General features: G+C 51.2%; 8 protein-coding genes. 3 read left to right on the top strand and 5 right to left on the bottom strand.

The annotated features are described in order from the left end of the window. The first annotated feature begins 107 nt into the window (after nucleotides 1-107). Nucleotides 108-8690: a GH36-type glycosyl hydrolase domain-containing protein gene (locus DY231_RS12255; protein ID WP_115628609.1), complete on the top strand. Its 8583-nt coding sequence runs from the start codon at nucleotides 108-110 to the stop codon at nucleotides 8688-8690. Nucleotides 8691-8753: 63 nt separating this feature from the next. On the opposite strand, the gene DY231_RS12250 is transcribed toward DY231_RS12255, so the two are convergent. From DY231_RS12250 to DY231_RS25220, 5 genes are all read right to left on the bottom strand, one after another. Beyond that, nucleotides 8754-9920 (bottom strand): fimbrial protein, encoded by a 1167-nt coding sequence (locus DY231_RS12250; protein ID WP_115628608.1) that lies wholly within the window; start codon nucleotides 9918-9920, stop codon nucleotides 8754-8756. A gap of 12 nt (nucleotides 9921-9932) precedes the next feature. Further along, nucleotides 9933-10655, bottom strand: coding sequence for a fimbrial biogenesis chaperone (locus DY231_RS12245; protein ID WP_115628607.1), 723 nt, complete (start codon nucleotides 10653-10655; stop codon nucleotides 9933-9935). Between the two features lie 11 nt (nucleotides 10656-10666). Further along, nucleotides 10667-13192: a fimbria/pilus outer membrane usher protein gene (locus DY231_RS12240; protein ID WP_115628606.1), complete on the bottom strand. Its 2526-nt coding sequence runs from the start codon at nucleotides 13190-13192 to the stop codon at nucleotides 10667-10669. Nucleotides 13193-13287: 95 nt separating this feature from the next. Further along, nucleotides 13288-13833: a fimbrial protein gene (locus DY231_RS12235; RefSeq protein WP_115628605.1), complete on the bottom strand. Its 546-nt coding sequence runs from the start codon at nucleotides 13831-13833 to the stop codon at nucleotides 13288-13290. 285 nt (nucleotides 13834-14118) lie between these two features. Further along, nucleotides 14119-19023 carry a pectate lyase-fold domain-containing protein gene (locus DY231_RS25220; RefSeq protein WP_172588642.1) on the bottom strand — a complete coding sequence of 1635 codons (4905 nt, stop codon included), beginning with the start codon at nucleotides 19021-19023 and terminating at the stop codon, nucleotides 14119-14121. 570 nt (nucleotides 19024-19593) lie between these two features. Here DY231_RS25220 and bepA point away from each other — a divergent pair. Then, nucleotides 19594-21108, top strand: coding sequence for a beta-barrel assembly-enhancing protease (gene bepA / locus DY231_RS12230; protein WP_115628604.1), 1515 nt, complete (start codon nucleotides 19594-19596; stop codon nucleotides 21106-21108). A gap of 56 nt (nucleotides 21109-21164) precedes the next feature. Continuing rightward, entirely contained in the window at nucleotides 21165-22064 is a 900-nt protein-coding gene (locus DY231_RS12225; protein WP_115628603.1) for a LysR family transcriptional regulator, read from the top strand. Nucleotides 22065-22441: the final 377 nt, after the last annotated feature.

Here is a 22441-nt window from a genome sequence, read left to right as displayed (position 1 = left end):
CTTGCAGCTGTTAAATCCCTGATGCCTGACACCCCATCCTGAGAGAACGTTTCTGATTTGATTGAACAACTGCTCCTGCGCGTTCACATCGCCTGACGAGCAAATTCATGAAATTAAATTTAAAACAGTGGTTTACCGCGAGTAACACACTGGAGCCCCATTCAGAAATTCCTGGCTGGTTGGGTACAGAACCCGCAAACGAAAGCCCTATCAAAGCAGAGCTATTTTCTGCCGCTCAAATGGAACGTTACGGCCAGAAGCTGGCGCGTTCCCATAAAATATCGACCACCAGGCTGCCTTACTATTTGCTTAAACGCCTGGAAGATAACGAAGCGATCATTACCAGCAACTGTTATTTGCTCAACGCGGGTGAAAAATCGGGTATTACGCCTGCGGGTGAATGGCTGCTGGATAACTATTATCTGATTGAAGAACAGATCCGCGTGGTTCGCCATCATTTGCCCAAGAACTTTGGCAAGGGGCTTCCACCGCTTGCCGCGCCGCACAATTGCCCACGTATTTATGATATTGCCTCCGAAGCCATTGCGCATGCCGATGGGCGTTGGGATGCAGTCAGCCTGACAAGCTATATCGCGGCGTATCAGCAGGTGACGCCGTTAACGCTTGGCGAGCTTTGGGCGCTGCCGGGCATGTTGCGCCTGGCGCTGATTGAGAATTTACGCCGGGTCAGTATCGAAGTGGCCGAAGCTCAGAAAGAACGTAATCTGGCGGATGTCTGGGTGACGCGAATTTTTGAATGCGCCGAAAACACGCCAGCCGATTTGATTATGGTGATTGCGGATATGGCCCGTTCGCGCCCGCCATTAAGCAGTGCTTTTGTGGCGGAGCTGGTTCGCCGCTTACAGGGGCGAGGGAATATGCTCTCTTTGCCGCTGACCTGGGTTGAACAGCGCCTGGCGGAGACAGGTGTCACGACCGATTACCTGATTCATCGCTTTAACCAGCAACTTGCCGCCAGCCAGCTTTCCGTCAGTAACAGCATCGCCGGTTTGCGCCTGCTCAGTGAAACCAACTGGGCGGACTTCGCCGAAGCCATGAGCCTGGTTGAACAAACATTGCGTAGCGATCCGTCGGGGATTTACCCGGCCATGCATTTTGATACCCGCGACCATTATCGGCACATCATTGAAATACTCGCCAGGCACAGCCATCACAGTGAGCCGGAAGTTGCGCGTCATATTCTGGGCATGGCTCAGGCTGCGGACGCCGAATCGCCGGGGCATCATGTGGGGTATTACTTAATCGGTGAAGGGCGCGTAGCCCTCGAACAACAGCTTGGGGCCAATACGTCCTGGGTGGTGCGGTTGCGCCACAGCTTTAATCAAATTCCGCTGCTTTCCTGGCTGGGTAGTCTCAGCCTGTTGACGACTGCCTTTACTGCCCACGTTTTGTCCCGTACCCACGAACAAGGTATGACCTGGCCGCTGGCGCTTCTGGCGCTGCCGCTGGTGGTGATAGTCAGCCAGTTAGCGGTGAATTTACTCAGTGAAGCGACAACCCGTTTTCGCTCACCCATGCCGTTGCCACGTATGGATTTCTCGACGGGCATTCCGCCTGAGTTTTGTTCGATGGTGGTGATTCCTTGTCTGCTCACCAGTCGGGCGGGAATCGACCGGCTGCTTAACAGCCTGGAAGTGTGCTATCTCGGTAACAATACGCCAAACCTGTACTTTGCATTACTGACGGATTTTGCCGATTCCCCGGATGAAAATTCGGTGGCAAATGACGAGTTGCTGCATTGGGCGGAAGCGCAAATGCAGAATCTGAACCGGCGCTATGCCTCTGTCTCCCAGCCTCTGTTTTTCCTGCTTCACCGCTCGGCGCAGTGGAATGAACAGCAAAACGTCTGGATGGGTTATGAGCGTAAGCGCGGCAAACTGTCGATGCTGAACAGTTGGTTACGCGAACCCGCAGCGCAGTTTTCTGAAGTCCACGGCAATGTCATCACGCCACCCTCCGGCGTGAGATATGTCATCACCCTGGATAGCGATACCGTTCTGCCGCGAGATACCGCGCATAAACTGGTGGCGACGATGGCGCACCCGCTCAATCACCCGGTATACGACCCGGTAAAACAGCGCGTCGTGAAAGGGTATGGGATTTTGCAGCCTGGGCTTGCGGAGGAAATTCCGCGTGACGGGCAGGGCCGCTATGCGGCGATGTCCAGTAATGTGCCGGGGAATGACCCGTACTCAATGATGTCATCGGACATTTATCAGGACTTGTTTGGCGAAGGATCGTTTGTCGGGAAGGGCATTTATGATGTCGATACTTTTGCGCAAGCCACGCGTAATACCTGCCCGGAAAATCTGGTACTGAGCCATGATTTACTTGAAGGATGCTATGCCCGCTCGGGGTTGCTCAGTGAAGTTTTGCTTTATGAGCAGTACCCTAATAATTACCTGACTGATGTTTCCCGGCGTACCCGCTGGATACGCGGTGACTGGCAGTTGCTCAACTGGCTGAAATTCAACGTCAGAAAGGCGGACGGAACGCATGACAAAAACCCGCTGACCACGCTTTCTCGCTGGAAATTGCTGGATAATTTGCGCCGCAGCCTGGTCGCTCCGTCATTTCTGATACTGGTGTTTTGCGCCATTTTGTTGGTTCCAAATCCCTTGTTCTGGCTGGCGGTGCTGACCGTTGCGCTGCTACTTCCTGGCGCGTTGGTTCTGGCCCAGGATATTGTGAATAAACCTGCCCGACGACCGTTCTTGCAGCATCTAAAACTGGTTTCTTACGGAGGGCTTAAACGTCTGATGCGCGTTGGCATGGGGTTTATCACGCTTCCTCATGAAGCCGGGTATTCGCTTCAGGCCATTGCGGTGACGTTATGGCGTCTGGGTATTAGCCATCACAACCTCAATCAGTGGGCCAGTTTTGACCAAAACGTGTCAGGAGCCAAAACATCACCGCTGCGTTTTTATCGAGCGATGTGGCTCAATGTGGTTTCAGGTATGGCGTTAATCGCTCTGGCATCCTGGCTTTCACCGATGCTGCTGTTTTTTGCTGTACCCATCGGCGTTTTGTGGTGCCTGGCACCTTTGTTATTAAGCTGGTTGAGCCGCGAACCTGTCCGTCAGTCCATCACGTTTAATGCTGAAAACAAACGGCTGTTGCGCCAGAGTAGCCGCGAGATCTGGGCCTTTTTTGAAACGTTTGTCACTGAGAAAGAAAACTGGCTGCCGCCGGATAACTACCAGGAAATTCCCCAGCCGGTGATTGCGCACCGCACTTCGCCGACCAACATTGGTTTGTCGCTGATGGCCAACCTGACGGCGTGGGATTTTGGTTATATTCCGCAAGGTGACATGTTGCAACGCATCACGCTGACGCTCGACACGCTGGACAAAATGGAGCATTACCGGGGGCATTTATATAACTGGTATGACACGCGCACCCTGGCTCCGCTCAATCCGCGCTATGTCTCAAGTGTGGATAGCGGGAATATGGCCGGGCATTTGCTTACCCTTAGCGCGGGTTTAACCGGGCTGCGCAACCAACCGATCCTTAACACCCGGCAATTGCTGATGGGGCTTGAGGATACGTTGCAAATCCTCGAGAAAACCTGGGGTCAACATGCCCCGACGTCGTTGCGCCAGTTGCACAACCATTGCAAAACGGCGTTTACACTCCATCCGTCGTTACTCTTTCCAGAACTGAAAAATATGCGGGCGCAAAGTAATCGCCTGCACGCCCTGTGTAGTCACGAGGACGGGAGGATTCGCCGCTGGGTGGATCATCTTCAGCATCAGTTAGTGCTTATCTGCCACGAGTGGACGCATTTTCTCAGCTGGCTGCCCGCGCAGTGGGAGAGTGAATCGCTACCCACGCTGTCCTGGCTGGCGCAGGCGAAACACAGCGGCGAAGGTACACCCCCGGAATCCGTGATTCGCCAGGCTCGCACGCGTCTGGATATTATTACCGAGCTGGAACAACGCCTGACTGAACACGCCCGAATGGATTTCGTCTTCCTGTATAACGAAGTCACCAGCCTGCTGAGTGTGGGATATAACTGCGATAACAATAAGCTCGATAACAGCCATTACGATTTGCTGCCCTCTGAAATTCGCCTGACCAGTTTCCTTGCGATTGCCACCAATCAATTACCGCTGAAAAGCTGGTTTGCGCTCGGGAGGCTATTTACCACCATTGATAACGAAACGGCGTTGATGTCGTGGAGTGGATCAATGTTTGAATACCTGATGCCAAACCTGGTGATGCCGACCTATCCCGGAAGCCTGCTCGAAGAGATGAGCCAGTCGGCGGTGAAACGCCAGATTGACTGGAGCAAAGAGCGGGGCGTGCCGTGGGGGATTTCAGAGTCGGGTTACTACTCCTTCGATGCGCTGCAAAATTATCAGTATCACGCTTTTGGTGTGCCAGGGCTTGGCTTACGCCGTGGGCTTGCGGATGACATGGTGATCGCCCCTTACGCCACCATGATGGCGTTAACTATCTCGCCGCATAAAGCCTGTGAAAATCTTCTGAAACTTGAGAAAAACGGCGCTCGTGGTGAATACGGTTTTTACGAATCGCTGGACTACACGCCGTCACGCCTCGCCAGCGGCCAGATGTATGCCGTGGTGCGTTCGTGGATGGCGCACCACCAGGGAATGGCCTTCCAGGCACTTTCGCATGTGCTTTCAGGTGCGCCAATGGTAGACAGATTTATGACCAGCCCGGCATTTCAGTCGGCACGGTTGTTATTGCAAGAACGGGTGCCTGATGCGGTTGAGTTGTACAGCCCGCGTCGTCATTTCGAATCTCACGAAGGGGTACTGCAACCCGTTCAGTATGAAACCCGCGAGTTTACCGATGTTGATAGCCTGATTCCCGAAGTCCAGTTGTTATCGAATTCAAATTATCACCTGATGGTTAGCCAGTCAGGCGGCGGTTACAGCCGCTGGAAAGATCTGGCGTTAACCCGCTGGCGCAGCGACGCGACCTGCGATAACTGGGGCGCGTTTTGTTATATCAGTGACCCTGTCACAAATGAAGTATGGAGTAATACCTGGCAACCGCTCGGTGAACCGGTCAGCCAGTACGACGCGATCTTTACCGATGCCGGAGCCGAGTTCAAACTTGTGGCGGGAACGGTTGGCGTGAAAACGCAGATTGTTGTCTCACCCGAAGATGATATTGAGTTGCGCCGGGTGACGCTGCTGCACCGGGGGCGGCAACCGCGCACTATTGAACTGACGACTTATGCCGAAGTGGTTCTGGCACCCAATGATAGTGATATGGCGCATCCGGCATTCAGTAATTTGTTTATTCAGACGGAGCTGGTCCCTGAGCAGCACGGCATTCTTTGCCATCGTCGCCCTCGCGCGCCGGATGAACGTTGCCCGTGGATGTTTCATACCATGGTGGTACACGGGCAGGCGCAAAACGAAATCTCGTTTGAAACTGACCGCGCAAAATTCCTGGGGCGCGGAAGAACGCCCGCCAATGCCGTTGTGACTGAACAAGGCGGTTTGCTCAGTAACAGTGTCGGGCCAGTGCTCGACCCGATTCTGGCCATTCGCCAGTCCATCGTTTTACAGCCTGGCTTGCCGGTTACGGTCGATATTATTTATGGCGTGACGGAAAGCCGCCAGCAAAGCCTGGCACTGGTCGAGAAATATCATGACCATCCGATTGCCGATCGCGTATTTGAACTCGCGTGGTCGCACAGCCAGATAGTCTTGCGCCAGATTAATGCCAATGAAGACGATGCAACGCTGTTTAACCGCCTGGCAAGCGCGGTGCTTTTCCCAGGCCCGGAACTGCGTGCGGATGCGAAAACCCTGTGTCGTAACCGGCGCGGGCAGTCAGGTTTGTGGGGATGGTCTATTTCCGGCGACCTGCCGATTGTCATTCTTAATATCACTAGCGATGAAAGTATTCTGCTCATCACCACCATGATTCAGGCGCACCATTACTGGCGCTTAAAAGGCCTGGCGGTCGATTTGGTGATTCTCAACGATAATCCTGGGGGTTATCAGCAGGAGTTACAAAATCAAATAGTGGAACTGCTGATGGCCGGTTCTGAAGCCAGCCAGATAGACAAACCCGGCGGTATCTTCGTGCGTAACGGCGAGCATATGTCGGCGGAAGACCGGCTTTTGCTGCTGAGTGTGGCGCAAATTGTCCTGGACGATCGCGCTGGTGGCCTGAAAGAGCAGCTCAATCAGCGGCTTCAGGTAACGATCCCAACCCAGCAGGCGTTTATTCCGCGCATTGCTACACCGGCTAATCAGCACGAACCGTGGCAGCCGGATATCCGCGCTCTGGTGTTTTTCAATGGCCGCGGCGGGTTCTCGCAAGATGGCCGTGAATACCAGATTACGCTTGATGAAAACGACCAGACGCCCGCGCCGTGGGCAAATGTGCTGGCGAATGCCAGTTTTGGTACGGTCATATCTGAAGCGGGGCAAGCCTATACCTGGTATGAAAATGCCCATGAGTATCGCCTCACTCCGTGGGAAAACGATCCGATCAGCGATCGTTCCGGGGAGGCGTATTACCTGCGCGATGAAGAAAGCGGAGCCGTCTGGTCGCCCACCACGTTACCGGTGCGCGGCAACGGGCACTATCTTTCCCGTCACGGCTTTGGTTATAGCGTTTTCGCGCACCGTGAAACGGGCATCGACACGGAATTAACAGTGCTGGTGGCGGAACATGCTCCGGTCAAAATCGCTATTCTGACGCTCAGTAACACCTCCGGGCGCACGCGCAAAATCTCTGTTACCGGTTATGTGGAATGGGCGCTGGGTGAGTCTCGTGGCAAATCGGCGATGCATGTGGTGACTCGCGCCTCGACGACCGGGCTTGGCTGTGGGGTGCTGGCGAATAATTTCTACAGTAGCAATGGGTCGGAAAGAACCGCTTTCTTTGCGGTGACGGGCGTGCATTGTTCCGTCACGGGCGACCGCCGGGAGTTTTTGGGGCGCAATGGTTCACTGCGTGATTCAGCGGCCATGAAACAGCGTACTTTGTCGGGTAAAACCGGCGCGGGGCTGGACCCGTGCGGTGCGATTCAGTCTGCCACCACCCTCATTGACGGCGATCAGCGGACATTTATTTTTGTGCTGGGTATCGGGCAGAACACGCAGGATGCGGAACAGATGATAAATCAGTATCTGAATGAAGATGCCGCCCGCAGCGAGCTGGCGAATGTTCACAGTTACTGGCACCGCATGCTTGACCAGATTGTCGTTTCCACGCCTGACCCGGCGGTTAACTTGCTTGCCAATGGCTGGCTGCTGTATCAGACCATCGCTTGCCGCCTGATGGCTCGCAGCGGCTACTACCAGTCTGGTGGTGCTTTTGGGTTCCGCGATCAGCTTCAGGATACGCTGGCTTTGAGCCATGCCGCGCCAGAACGCCTGCGCGAGCAAATTCTGCTCTGCGCTTCGCGTCAGTTTGTGGAAGGCGACGTTCAACACTGGTGGCATCCGCCGTTAGGCAATGGCGTTCGCACCCGTTGTTCCGATGATTATCTCTGGCTGCCGCTGTCTATTTGCCATTACGTGGCGACGACCGGTGATGTCGGTTTACTCGAACATCCTTTGCCATACCTTGAAGGCCGTGAATTGCAGCCGGGTGAAGAGTCGGCCTACGAACAGCCGATTATCAGCGCGCTGGAAGAAACGCTGTGGCAACACGGGGTTAAAGCCATTCGCCACGGTCTGCGTTTTGGTCAACACGGTTTGCCTTTGATGGGCGCGGGAGACTGGAATGATGGCATGAATCTCGTCGGGCTGGAAGGCAAGGGCGAGAGCGTCTGGCTGGGGTTCTTCCTCTACGATGTTTTGCAGCAATTTGCGAAGCTTGCCGAGCAAATCCACGATGACGAAACCGCCACGCTGTGCCGTGATGAGGCGGCAAAACTGCAAATCAAACTTGAGGCGGGAGCCTGGGATGGCGCCTGGTATCGCCGGGGTTATTTTGATAGCGGGGAGGCGCTCGGGTCGCAGAGTGCGAAAGAGTGCCAGATAGATGCTATTGCCCAAAGTTGGGCGGTGTTGTCGGGCGCGGGAAGTGCGGAACGTTGTGCGCAAGCGATGCAGGCGCTGGACTCACGCCTGGTTGATAGCGAGGCCGGGCTGATAAAACTGCTGACTCCACCATTTAACGGCAATGGGCCAAACCCCGGTTACATTCAGGGTTATCTGCCTGGCGTGCGTGAAAACGGCGGGCAATATACTCACGGTGCTATTTGGGTGGTGATGGCTTTTGCGCGCAGCGGCAATATCGAACGGGCCTGGCAGCTCTGGGCGCTGATCAATCCGATAAATCACGGCCTTAATGCGGATGCGATAGCGCGTTACAAAGTCGAACCGTACGTGATGACAGCGGATATTTACAGCGTTGCGCCGCATACCGGGCGCGGTGGCTGGAGTTGGTATACCGGTTCGGCAGGCTGGGCGTATCGGTTAATCATCGAAACGTTGTTGGGGATCGAGCGCCACGGCGATTCGATCACCGTTCACCCGTTACTGCCGCGTGACTGGCCTTCAGTGAGCCTGGTTTATCGCCACGGTTCGAGTGATTATCAGATTAATGTGCAGCGCCGTGCGGGGGAGTATCAGGCCATGCTGAATGACGTGTTGCTGCCGGAACATAACATTCCGCTGGTTGATGATGGGCAGCGACATGTTGTGGAAATCACCATGCCCGAGTGATGGCGAATAACAAAGGGAAAGGGTGGATGCTATCGCTTATCCACCCTGCAAAACTGATTCTCATTAGTAATAGGTAATCGTCACATTCGCTTTTGCTGTAAATTTCCCGGTGAAAGCGTTGTTATTTGAATCGGTAATTTCGGCTGCGGTCTGGATAATAGCGGCCTGAAATGAGGCCGTATTTTTCCCTTTCTGGCCAATCCCCAGGTCTTGTTTCACCCCTGTCACCACTTCCTTGCCTTCGCTGTTATACATTCCGACCGCCAGACCGTTCACGGTTTTGCCATTCGCCGCGCTGTGCACGACCAGCGTTTTTTTACCTTTGATAACGGCATTGGCGTCTTCAAACGTGAATTCAACATTATTGGTGTAACTGCTACAGGTGAAATCCATACCAAAGCGGGTCATCGGCCCGTTCTGCGGATAACTGCCCGTGCTATCAGGGTGGAGCACACCCAGTTCGACTATCTGGTGTTTGTTGTCCAGCGAGCACGACGGCGCGGCGATATACACGCCGGAGCCTAAAGGCACGTCGACGGTGGCAATTCCGCCCAGTCCGTCAATGGAAAAGGTGAGATGTGTGCCAGGGGGAATAACAGCGGTTGAGCCATATTCCATCCAGCCCAATTTGATAAGCTCCGCGCGCATCGACTCAATGGCGAAGTTGTATTTAGTATCGTATTTATACAATGACTTATCGGCATTATATTGCGCGCCGAACTGAACCAGTGTGGTGTCATCTTTACCGTCGACTATCGGATATTCGACCCCCAGGCGCTTGCCCGCCGCCATTTTCGCCGGGGGATAGCTGTTCGCCAGCGGCTCTTCGTTAATAGACACCGCCTTGATGTACATCTTCATTTTGATGCCATTATTGTTGGTCTGAGCCTCGCCCGCCCAGTCCAGTTGCTGGTCATTGACCGCGCTGAGACTAAGCGATATATCGCCGTCAAAAGAGGCCGGAGCGGTGAACTCCTGGCCGTCAGACGTGCAGGTCAGGCGCATATTCGGCAGAAACTGGGCGTAATCGAGCGACAGCACTACGGTATAATCCGGGGTGTTTTGATCTGCCGCGATCGGATTTTCACGCGTGTAAGGGGAAAACGGCGAGGCACCGCCGGAGTCGATATCACAATGTAATACGCCAGCCCAACTCAGGCCGGGGAAAAAGCCTGCCAGCATCAGCATGATGGCAGGCAGGATTGTGGTCAGTGGGCGCCGTTTTCTCATAGGATCTGTCCGTTAGAACGTCAATGACTGATGCAGCACCGCAGAATCACCGCCAAAATCATTGATGGCGGAATAATTCAGGGAGCCTGATTTACCGGCCACGCTGGCAGGCAGCGCATAGCGGGACTGGCCTTTTGCGGGCACCATGGTGTTTTTACCCTCGACTGCCACGGTTTTGCCCGCCACGGTGACGGTTAGCTCGGAAAGGCTGGCGTAATACTGCGTTGGGTTTTGCGCCGTCAGCCAGGCTTTGCCGCCTTCCTTCACCACTTGCCACTGCAATTTGTTCACCGTATCGGCAGGTTTTTCAGACAATGTCGTCGGGCGAATAAACACTTTCAGACGGGTACGAACCGCCACTTCGAGCTGGTTTTGGGTGCTTTTACTGACGGGTGGAATTTCCTGGACCCACAGCCAGAACACGGATTCACGATCCTGCGGGATTTTACCCGGCACAATCACCATGCGCAGTTTCCCTTCACGACCCGCACCGATTTTAAACAGCGGCGGCGTCAGAATTAACGGTAAGTTTTTATCGTTACCCTGCAAATCTTCAACCCAGGACTGCACCAGATAGTCCTTGTTTTTATCATCATTGATGAGCTTGATGGAGGTTTCTTTATCACTCTCCAGCGCGACAACGCGGGTCAGGGCGGGGCGCACAGCCGCGCTGGCGACGCCGGATAAAATTAAGGTGCTGACAATCAGTGATGCTGCAAATTTATTGAATTTCATACTTTCTCTACTTAGCGACAAACCGCATTAATTTGTTGATACCAGGGGTCGGAATGACCGCCGGCGGCAGGTAGTTCGAACTGGCACTGGGTGTTATTTTCCAGTGTCACGTGCAGAGTTGTCTCGCCATCGGCCAGTACGCCGTTGAGATACAACAATCCGTTATCGGCCACCATGCCGACCTGCTCTTTCCCTTGCCATGCACTTGCGCCAAAAGGTGCTGGCTTGCCGTCTGTCAGCGATAACATCACTATAGCGCGGCGTCCTACTTTTGTTTGGAAACGGCGGACAACTACCGCTCCGTGGGTAGGGATAACGTTCTCCCCACCATCAATCAATTCAACGTTATCCGCCGCATGGCGGGTATCGAGCGACAATGAATTGTCGCGATACGGCGAAATTGACGGGACGACCGCGCGACCCCAGCGATTGGTCGTCACGCCCGGCTGGCCTTCCACGCTGATGTCTTCCGCACCAGGGGTTTCAATAATGGCGATGGTGTCGCCCAATTGCTGAGACAGCACCACACCGTGGCGATAGGCCACCACGCCGCCGGAGATCCCTGCGGAGTACTGGCTGCTGTTCTGGCTGACGCTGGCGCTGGCATTCATGTTGGCAATGCTATTGCGATAGGCGACCGCCGCTGACGGCGAATACCCACTGTGGTCATGCTGGACAGACAGTGAATAGTTCATGGCGCTATCCAGTTCGGTGCCTGAGACGGTCGCCATCTGCGAATCGCCGGAGTGATTGCTGGTGTTGGTGGTAAACGACAGATTTCGACTGCGTTTTTCGCCGACATCAAGCGGCACGGAAAAATTGAGCGACAGCTGGCGGTCGGGGCTATTGGCTGTTGTGCCGTCACCGTCGGTATTGGCCTGATAGCTGTAGTTCACGCTGACATTGACCGATTTAATGTTAAAGCTGTAGCCCAGCGTCAGTGAGGTATCTTTGGCGCTGGAGTCGTAATAGCTGTCCTGCTGCAACGTCAGATAACCGTTGCCATAATCGCCCAGCCCCTGATTGATCGTGGCCTGCACTTCATTTTTGCGGTGATGATGCGTTTCATCGTCGCCCCAGCGCCAGTCCGCATATTCCGGGAAATCCATGAATTCAGCCGTCTGATAGCGAAAACCCATCAGCTGTAACGAGGTGTCGGTGGCATCAAAGCGGCGCGCATAAAGAAGGCGCAGGGCGCGACCGCTGTCATTGGCGGCTTCCGGTCCATTCGTGCCATAAGCGTTGTTTAACTCTTCAACCGTTTGGTGACGCTCGAGCGCCCAGTCGAGGGACACGCTGCCGAACGCCCCCAGACTAAATGCACCGCCCACGGCCATAGACTGATAGCCTTCCCCGGCAATGACGAGATCGCTCAGGGTGATTTTATCCCAGCCGTATTGCAGGCTGCCCTGAGCCACCAACGGCTGATATGAAAGCGAGTCATCGCGGTAACGGCCGCCGCTCAGACTGTAACGCCAGGTTCCGGGGCGGATCATGTTGGGTAGCGAGGTATAGGGCACCGTGAATTTTTGCTGGCTGCCGTCGCTCTCTTCTACCGTTACGTCCAGGTCAGCGCCAATCTGGCCATTGGTCAGGTCAGTAATCGCAAAGCTGCCTGGGGCGACAGTGCTGCTGTAAATAATGTTATCGCGCTGGCGGATAACAACTCTGGCATTGGTACGCGCCACGCCACGGATCACCGGCGCATAGCTGAATGTGGACGCCGGAAGCATCTGGTTATTGGTTTCCAGCGTGATGCCGCGCAGGGGCAAAATGCCCAAAATATCGCTGGAAGTGGAGGCGTAAACATCCCCGACCGTAAAACGTGATACCAGCGATGAGATGTCGCGTTCAGCGTACGCCCGATCGTGGTTTTGTTCCCAGCCCGTGTCGGATTTATTGAACGTATCGAAACTGTAAAAACGCCATGAGCCAAGATTCAGACCGGAGTTCAGGCTCAGATAGGCGTTGTCGCTGCCGGATGAATCTGAGTTGGAACCGTGATTTTCCGAATGATAAACGTACCCTGAATAACTCAACCGCAACGCGTTTACGCCGTTATCCCACAATGACGGATCGATCATTTCGCTTTGCGTCGCCACGTTCATTGCCGCCTGCGGAGCGGTGATCAGCAGCTGTTGCATCGACTCATCATATTTAATGCTGGCATCAGGCCATTTGGCTAGCAGGTCGTAGCACACTTCATTGCCAGACTTCGCCAGCTCATCGAGATGATGCTCCAACCCCAACTGGTGCAATAAAGCCTGGGTTAAACAAGGCACTGCGCTGTCGTGGCCTTTAACGGGGATAAACTCGACCTTAGTTTTAAATAAGGTATGGCCGTTTAAAACCACATCTACGGTTTTAATCCCCGCAGTGATGTTTTCAGGATGATAAAATTGTTGCGGAATAACCTCTGAATCTTTACGTAAGAAATCGGCATCGAATTCTGATGCTTCTTTATTTGTGCTGTTTGGGTTATCTGCGGCATGTAATACAGGAATAAATAAAACAGGCACACAAATGATAGTCTTCATTATTAATGATAAATGATTCCACATCACGAATGGCCTGTTTGTTATAAGCGGGTAAATTAAACTATTAAAGAAATGTTATTAAGTCTGAAAACGGATTAATTATACGCAATGTCGACAAACGTTTTGGCGCTGACTTTACCCGCCGTGACTGCCGGAGTAGACGTATTCGCTTTGTAAGCGACTTTAAACTTCAGGGAGTTATCACCATCGACTAACGCCTGAGCCTTCGCCGGGGCACCGCCGTTGATGCTGATCGGGGTGGAGCCGTCATTTTCCAGAAGCGCGATACCTACGCCGGTGGCGGGTGAAGTACCTGCTATGTTAGAAAGAATAGAGTTATCAGTCACATCTGGAGTGCCACTGAAAGAAACTTGGGCATTCTTGAGTGTGGTAGTAGTACAGTTTTTAAGGTCAATGGTGAAATCCTGCATCCCGGCATAACCGCCTGCGCCAACGAAAGATGTTGGCGTCACGCTTGGTAAAACCATGACAGCACCGGTGGTGGTAGTGCCATTGTTAAAGCCGTTGAAAGTACAGGCTGCTGCTGTCACTTCACCATTAAAAGTAATATCGCCATCTGCAGCGAATGTACTTAAAGGTGAAAGACAAAGAGCCATTAAAACCAATGTTTTTAATTTCATAATATCGCCTGAAGAAAGTGAGTGTAATTTGAAATGTGTTGATAAGTTATTACTGGCATCAACATAATTTAATTATACAGAGAGTCTGTTTAATTTGAAATTAGCTATACTTACTTCAATATTTAGTAAAATAGCAGTGAGTAGCGGGGGGCTTGACAAGAATCATCCTGGTATAAGGGGAGGGCAGGATGTTAAAAATGGTTATGCATAAATAAAAATGCCCTTCCGATATTAATCAGAAGGGCATGTGGTGACTACGTAAAGAATTTTAGACTTTCAACGTGATCAGAACTTCACTTTAACGTTCAGGTTCAGACCTTTATCGTTGGCGTCATCTTCCTGCCAGTTATACGCGTCCACACCCATGGTGGTGTTGCCCAGGTTGTAATGCACGCCAACCTGCGCCAGACCATTGATGCCGCCGCCTTTCTGACCATCGTCAACGCTGAAGCGCTGGCCTTTGGCACCCTGCAGTTCAGCGGTGCGCTGGCTCTTGCTGTAAGACAGGTTTGGCCCGCCTTCCAGTTTCGCCGACGCTGACCAGCCGTTCTTACCAGCGTAATCAAGCTGCATACCGATAACGGCATCGACTGCGGTTTCTGTGCTGGAATCCATGCTCAGGTTGAAGTCGTTAGCACCGCTTTCTTTCACAGCACCTTCAACCGTGTGGCGCAGTTTCACGCCCGCAGACGGTTTGAAGTTCAGCGTGTCGCTCAGGGCAAAGCCACGGCTCACGCCGGATTTCAGCTCCATGTACTGCTGGCTGTTGCTGGAGTTCGCCACTTCGTTAACGCCGCTGTACTGAATGGAACGACTGCTGTCTAACTGCTGGTTGTCGTAACGCAGCGCGGTATCCAGGTTGTAGTTTTCACTCAGTTTCAGGCTGTGCTCAAGACCGAAGAACTGGCTGTAACCGCCAGTCAGGCCATTGTCACCGGCATTCTTCACATCGCCGTTACCGTCAAGACGCGCAATACCGTATTGCAGCTTCATGTTCTGGTTCGGGCTTAAAGTGAACTTCTGGCTCAGGGCCATCATGTCGTACTGGGTGTTGTTGCCCAGTTCGGCACGTTTGTCCCCTTTGGCGACCACGTTGAAGCCCAGACCACTTGAGGTGACAACAGCGTTATCTTCCAGCATGGTGAAGCGGTTGCTCAGGACACGCGCTTCGTTAAAGGCGCTGGTCGCGTTCATGCCAGAAAGTTGCTTCATGGCATTGGTTACTTCACCGGCAGTTTTCAGGTTCAGGCTGTTGAACAGCGCGTTGTTGGTGTAACCCGCTTCCAGAGCACCGGCGACATTGCTGACGCTGGTATCGGCCACTTCCTGGTAGTCTTTCTTGGTCATGGTGACATCAACGTTACCGCTGGTATCCGTCTGAGCCTGCGCATTCCACATTACGGTGTCTGACTTGATGTTTTCAGCACCCTGAATATCGGTACCTTTAAACACGTTATCGAAGCTGGCAGTTTTATCCGCCGTTCCTTCGGTAAAGCCGGTATTAACCGTCACCTCAGAGACATCGATATGGCTACCGTTGAACGTACCCGCTGAACCGTCGGCGTTAGTACCCACTTGATAACCACGAACGGATTTCACTACTTGCTGGCCAGAAACCGGATCGGTTGCCAGCGGTGTGCTACCCATATGCGAGTCAGAATTATCGATAGCGACGCCGTTATAATTGACGGTGCCTTTGTTAACAATAACGCTGCCTTTACCGCTATCAACGTAGAACGCTTTACCTAAATCGGTATTGATGTTGATAACACCGGTCGTGTCGTTGATGGCTTTACCGCCTTGCATCGCGCCCATGCCGATAAGTTGCGTCGGGGTATTGTCACTGACGGTAGTGGCATCGGCATCCAGAGTAATAATGCCCTGGTTAGTCACCGTGCCGCCCGCCATAGCCAACATACCGAAACCTGAATTTTTGACTTCAATGTTACCGGTATTTAACGCTGTTGCACCACCACCCTTAGCAGCGCCATTATCGGAGCCAGCAATCATGCCTGCACCGCGATAATAAGCTGATTTATCCTCAACAGTATATTTCTCCTGAGAAGTCACATTTCCCGCTTCATCCATTTGCTGAATGAAGCCATTGAGCGAAATATCTCCTTCGTTTAATGCTGTGCCCGATTGTGTTGCGGCAACGCCATAAAGACCGGCACCCGCCAGGTTGATTTTCCCCTCAACTGTATTATCACCAATACTTCCTACACCAGTTGCTTGAATACCTGTATATGCACCAACGACCCAAGCATCAGAATACATACTGACAGCGCCGTATGCGGTTGACGGGGTATTATTACTGGTAATGTTCATAGCCCCGCTATTGTCGAACTTTGAATTAGCTAGCGCGCTAGCAATAATTCCCTGGTTCGGCTGATTGCCAGAAATGAAAGTCGTGGATATTTTACCGGTATTTTCACCTGTAGCACTGCCACTTACTTGCAAAATAATACCAGCGTTAATGTTGGCTTTAATTACACCAGCGTTGTTGAGTGTTGAATTCATCCCGTCGGCTATGATTACACCAGCTGACTGGGCCCCATAGTCGCTGAGTGTTTTATTATCAATATTCAGTACGGAATCCTTTGTCAACAACAATTGCCCCCCATCTGTTACATAGGCATATTGTGTTTGGTTCAACCAGTCAGTGTTATTTTCTACAGATGAAAGACCGCTGACTGTAACTGTATTGTCTCCAGTAATATAGATGCCTTGAATTCTTGCGGAATTACCAAGAGTTTTGGCGATTTCTTTGGTTACATTCACACCACCAGTGATATTTACCTGATTACCCGAACCCTCTACCTTTGCACCAATAAATGTTGTCCCTACCTTGCTATCGAGAGTGGTAGTATTTCCTTTTGCTTCGATGTTTATAGTACCATCGATATCAATAACATTATTCTCACCCTTGATATCTACACCACTCATTTTCCCTGAAATGATGTTTTTATCAGCGCCTGAAATGTCTTGATTTGAAACATTTACGTTTCCGACCACTTTAGTGGTGCCGCCATTACCACTCACCACAACGCCATTGGCCAGCTGCAATACATCATCTGAACCCAGCACTGAAGTGACATTAATATCACCATTCAGTGTAGTAGCAGCAGAATCACCGCTAATAACGACACCGGAAGCATTATTTTTTACGTCGATACCACCCGTGTTGTTAAACGTTGCGTTAGCACCAGAAATATTGATACCAACAGAATTCAAATCCTGAACAAAGATATTCGCAGCAGTGTCTACGGCAGCTCGCGCACCGTCAATATCAATACCCGTCGCGCCATTAGTGACATGAAGCTCACCGCCCACGCTGACTTTGGCATCATCACCGGTAATTTCGGCCAGCACAGAACCCGCGCCATCCGCAGTGGCTATCATGTTATCAATGACCAGATTGGTATTATTCCCCTTGATCACCACACCTTTACCACCAGATTTGATATCAATTTTTGTCGGGGTGGAGCCGTCGCCTTTAATGGTTATCGCCGCGTCGTTACCAATAACCTCAGTACCAATTGCGCCATCTGCCACGGCGATGTTGCCATTGAGATTGACCTGATCACCATTGCCATTGACCACAACTGCTTTACTGTCTGTTCCGCTGGCAGCCGTATCGCCTGTGTTATCAACTTTGGCGTTGTCGCCGTCAATTTGGGTGCCGGTGGCACCGCCAGAGACGTCGGTATCACCTTTGTTATCAACCACAACATCGTTGCCGGTAATAATTACGCCGGTTGAGCCTGCGCCGGAAACGGCCGTGTCGCCTGTATTGTTGACAGTGGCGTTATCGCCTGAAATTGTCGTACCCGTACCGCCGTCAGCAATGACGGTATTACCCGTGTTATCAACGACTGCGCCGTTGCCGGAAATATCGGTGCCGGTCGAGCCATTGCCGGAAACGCCAGTGTCACCGTTATTGGCGACAGTGGCGTCATCGCCCGCAATTACCGTACCTGTACCGCCGCCAGCCACGTCAGTTTTGCCCGTGTTATCAACGGCTGCGCCGTCACCGGTGATATTTGTACCGATTGAGCCATCGCCGGAAACACCAGTGTCACCGTTATTGGTAACAGCGGCGTCATCGCCTCCAATTACCGTACCTGTACCGCCGCCAGTCACGTCAGTTTTGCCCGTGTTATCAACGGCTGCGCCGTCACCGGTGATATTGGTACCGATTGAGCCATCGCCGGAAACGCCAGTGTCGCCTTTATTGGAGACAATGGCGTCATCGCCTGAAATGGCCGTACCTGTGCCGCCGCCAGCTACGTCTGTATTACCCGTGTTATCAACGGCTGCGCTGTCGCCGGTGATATCGGTACCGGTTGAGCCTTCGCCGGAAACGGTGGTGGAACCTGTGTTAGCAACGGTTGCGCTGTCGCCATCAACTTTAGTCCCGGTGCCGCCATCCGTTGCGCTAGTGCCGCCGCTGATGACCGTATTGGTGTTATCCCCGGAAACAATCGTCCCGGCGCTATCTTTGCCGGACGCGTTGTTTGGCTTATCAATCGTGGTGTTAGTGCCATCACCAATCACTACGTTGGTGTTGGCATCAGCCTGGATGAATTTACCGTTCGCATCATAAGCCCAGTACTGGCCATCGGCATTTTTCCCACTGATGGACAGATCGTTTTTATCATCCACAGACCAGTGCGCGCTGTCGGTATACAGCACGCTGCCGTCCGGAGCGGTCAGAACATAATGATCGCCTTCCTGAGCGTACTGATAGGCAATATTGTTGAACGTCACGGAGTGATTGGCAGGGTCAAAAATAGCCCCGTTGGCAAACGTCGTCGGGGAGACAATAACAGGGTCAACAGGGTCGACGGGATCAACAGGGTCGACTGGGTCCACCGGATCAACCGGGTCGACTGGGTCAACCGGCGTATCGCTGCTGTGATGGCCACCGCCGCCACCGCCACCACTGGCCGCCGCGACAATACCTGCAACGGCTGCCGCTGCGCCGCCCGCAATCCAAAGCCAGGTGTTGTCATCTTCTGCGGTCAGGCATTTTTTAGGTAATTTAGCGCGTTGTTCTTCAGTTAACGAACCGACTTTTGTGGGGCAAGTTTGTTCATTAGCTTTTTGTTTTGATTCAATTTCGCCACTTGCCAGAGCGTTATTACTGACGGCAAGGGCAATACATAAGGAGATCATTTTCTTTTGCATAAATATATCCATTTGTTTTAGATGTGAATCTCAACTGAGGTCCGTTATTGAGAGATCTTTCGAATGCTCATCAAGAATAAAACAAGAATTCATGCATAAACTGTATGGTTCGCCTGAGTGTGTTGATATCAGCGACTCTTGTTTCAAAGGTGATAGGGCTATTTCGTAGTTGACGATGAAATATATCACGAAGTTATGAGTGTAAATATACGGTCATTTATTAGATTTATGAAATGAATCATTTAGAATAACTTAATACAATTACTTTAAAATTCACTATGTCTAAGTGCATGATAATTAAGGGTGAATTAAAAATGGCTCGATAGTGACTAACTCTCTCATTAAAATGTTTTGCTGGGTTGTTAGAGTTGGATGCGTTATTACGAAGGGCGACTGGATTAAATTTTTATAACAAGTGATGTAAGTAATTCTAATGTGCTCGGGTGATGATAATTTCAGCATATGCGTTATTATAATTGCCCCGTACAGGAAGTGTTAATGTCCCCGTACGCTCTATTCCTTATTACACCTGTTTTATTAAAGATATAAAGCCAGGCGGAAAACAAAACTATGGCAACGCAATTACGAACAAAGATTTTAGCCATTATCGTCGGTACTCTATTAGGGGGTTCTGTTTCAGCGGCAACAGAACAGAACTACTGGGGGCTGGATAAAACCCCGGCTGCGATACCCACAAGCGGATCAACAGATACGCTGCCTGACATTGGCACCACCGCAGGTAACACACTGAGCATCGGCCAGGAAATGCAAATGGGGGACTTTTATGTTCGTCAGCTGCGGGCCGCCACCCCGTTGATTGATGACCCTTTATTGACGGGATATATCAATCAACTCGGTGGAAAGCTGGTTTCCCATGCTTATTCGGTAAAAACACCGTTCCATTTCTTTCTGGTGAATAACAATGAACTCAATGCCTTTGCCTTTTTTGGCGGCAATGTGGTTATTCACTCAGGCATCTTTCGCTATAGCGATAATGAAGACCAGTTAGCTTCAGTGATGGCGCATGAAATTTCGCACGTCACACAGCGACACCTGGCCCGAGCGATGGAAGACCAAAAGAGTAATGCGCCGTTAACCTGGGTCGGGGCATTAGGGTCAATCATTCTGGCCACTGCCAGTCCGCAAGCGGGTATGGCTGCACTGACCAGTACGCTGGCGGGCGGTCAACAAAATATGATTAGCTTCACGCAAGCCAATGAACAAGAGGCCGACCGCATTGGTATTCAGGTGCTCGAGCGGGCTGGTTTTGATCCCCAGTCCATGCCTGATTTTTTACAAAAACTGGCCGATGAATCCCGAGGTTCAGCCATGCCTCCGGAAATGCTGCTGACGCACCCGTTGCCTAACAGCCGTCTGGCCGATATCCGTAACCGGGCGGGGCAGATGGCGCGGCCGCCTCATCACGCTGCTTCGCTCGATTTTCTGTTGGCCAAGGTGCGCGTCATGACGATGTATGGCGGGAATGACACGGCTGATGCCCGGCAATTCCTGCAACAACTGTCTGCGGGTTCCGCGCATGAAAAGACCGCCGCGCAATATGGCGAGGCTATTCTGGCGTATCAGGATCAGCAATACGATAAAGCCAGCGCATTGCTGTTAGTTCTGAACAAGCAGGCACCGGATAACGAGTGGTTTTTAGATGCGCTGACCGATGTCGATGTCGCCAATCAACAAACCGGGCAGGCCGTGACCAGGCTTGAAAAGAGCAGGGCAGTCAAAACCAGTCCGGTTCTGCAACTCAATCTGGCCAATGCCTGTATCGAAGCTGGGCAAAACGCTAAAGCTCATAATTTATTGAATAATTATACTTTTACCCGACCGGATGATCCCAACGGCTGGGCGCTGCTGGAAAGAGCAAGTGCCGCAGAAGGCGAGAGGGACCAGGAGCTTGCAGCGCGAGCCGAGAGTTTAGCGTTGAAAGGTAAACTCGAGGATGCGGTAACACTCCTTAAGCAAGCGAGTGCTTCGGGTACCGGAAGCAAACTGGATCAGGCGCGCTACGACGCCCGAATTGATCAGCTCAGGGAATTAGTAAAAAAATTCAGTGTTTATACAAATGAGTAAAAATCTATTTTTATTTTTAATAATGACACTTATTTTCATAAAAGGAATGTATGTAAATGATACCTGTCATCCATGCGGAATTAAGGCTTCTGAAAATATTTGATGCAGTTATGCGTTTGAAATGTACCAAGGATGCAGCAAACTCATTGAATATTTCATCGTCAAGTGTCACGTATGCTATCAAAAAGATGCGTCAGATTTATTCTGACGTACTTTTTGTCAGGAAGAATAAGCAATTTACGCCCACGCTTTTCGCCTTATCGTTACATGATAAAATCCAGGATATGTTGAACCCTGCAGAAATCAAAGAAGACTATACCTTTGTGCAATCGCAACAGTATTCACTCGTTATTTCCAGCACGGATTATGTTGCTAATAACATTATCCCTTTAACGTTCAATCTGGCGAAAGAGCAAAATATTAACGGTGTCAGGCTTGTGCCTTTACCGGCTTCACACGGTGATTTTTTGGACTCACTGCTGGATAAGAGCATTGATGTTATTTTTGATTATGACCCGATTTATCATCAGGAGGTCATGTTCAGAAAACTGTTTAAAGAAGAAGTTTGCATCATCTGTAGTAAAGATCACCCGCGTTTATCACAGTCGATTAATTTAAAAAATTACGTTGCGGAAACGCATGCCGTCCTTGAACAACAACACTTAATTAAAGAGTGGGGTACTCCAGAATGGGAAAACCTGTTGCCTGGCCTAAATGTTGGGTTTTGTTGTAATAACTATATTAATTTACTCTCCGCCGTAGAAGTTACTGAAATGATTGGCATTATACCGGTGAGCGTCTTCCTTAAACTGAACATGTCATTTTCGATAAAAAGCCTGAACCACAACTTTGGTCCCGGATTTAAAGAACCAGACGTCTATATGAGTTATCGAAAAAACCTCCGTGATGAAGAGGGTAAAAAGTCCATTTTCAAACTACTGGAAAAAATGCGTTAGTGAAATTTTATCAGGATAAGACATCAAAGGTCTGCTCGTGTTGATGGCATGTAGCAGACCCTGCCTGTGATTTCTTCCCGGATCGATATCTTTAGTTGAACTAAAAATATCATTAAGTTGGTGCTCCAAAGAAAAAAGATAAAATGGTTTATCAGTAGCACCAGCCCATTAATTTGAACTTATTATTAATGACTCCTTTAATAAGGTGGTGAAAGTTATCAGGGTAAATAGCGACAGTGTAATAAATTCATCCAAATTATTTTAACAAACGTAACAATAGCGCTATTTATCTTTATCATATTTTTAAGTTTAGTGAGTGATCCATTTTATTGTTGCTCATATTGGTTGTTCATAATAACCACACCTCCTTCAGATTT

This window comes from Buttiauxella agrestis (genome assembly GCF_900446255.1).
Lineage (GTDB): Bacteria > Pseudomonadota > Gammaproteobacteria > Enterobacterales > Enterobacteriaceae > Buttiauxella > Buttiauxella agrestis.
The sequence above is the reverse complement of the archived record's forward strand: the minus strand, read 5'-3'. Positions and strand labels throughout refer to the sequence as shown.

Bases quoted from the DNA above. Each gene is read 5' to 3' on its own strand.
- DY231_RS12250 (WP_115628608.1), bottom strand. From the start codon at position 9,920: ATGAGAAAACGGCGCCCACTGACCACAATCCTGCCTGCCATCATGCTG.
- DY231_RS12245 (WP_115628607.1), bottom strand. From the start codon at position 10,655: ATGAAATTCAATAAATTTGCAGCATCACTGATTGTCAGCACCTTAATT.
- DY231_RS25220 (WP_172588642.1), bottom strand. From the start codon at position 19,023: ATGCAAAAGAAAATGATCTCCTTATGTATTGCCCTTGCCGTCAGTAAT.
- DY231_RS12255 (WP_115628609.1), top strand. From the start codon at position 108: ATGAAATTAAATTTAAAACAGTGGTTTACCGCGAGTAACACACTGGAG.
- bepA (WP_115628604.1), top strand. From the start codon at position 19,594: ATGGCAACGCAATTACGAACAAAGATTTTAGCCATTATCGTCGGTACT.
- DY231_RS12235 (WP_115628605.1), bottom strand. From the start codon at position 13,833: ATGAAATTAAAAACATTGGTTTTAATGGCTCTTTGTCTTTCACCTTTA.
- DY231_RS12225 (WP_115628603.1), top strand. From the start codon at position 21,165: ATGATACCTGTCATCCATGCGGAATTAAGGCTTCTGAAAATATTTGAT.
- DY231_RS12240 (WP_115628606.1), bottom strand. From the start codon at position 13,192: ATGAAGACTATCATTTGTGTGCCTGTTTTATTTATTCCTGTATTACAT.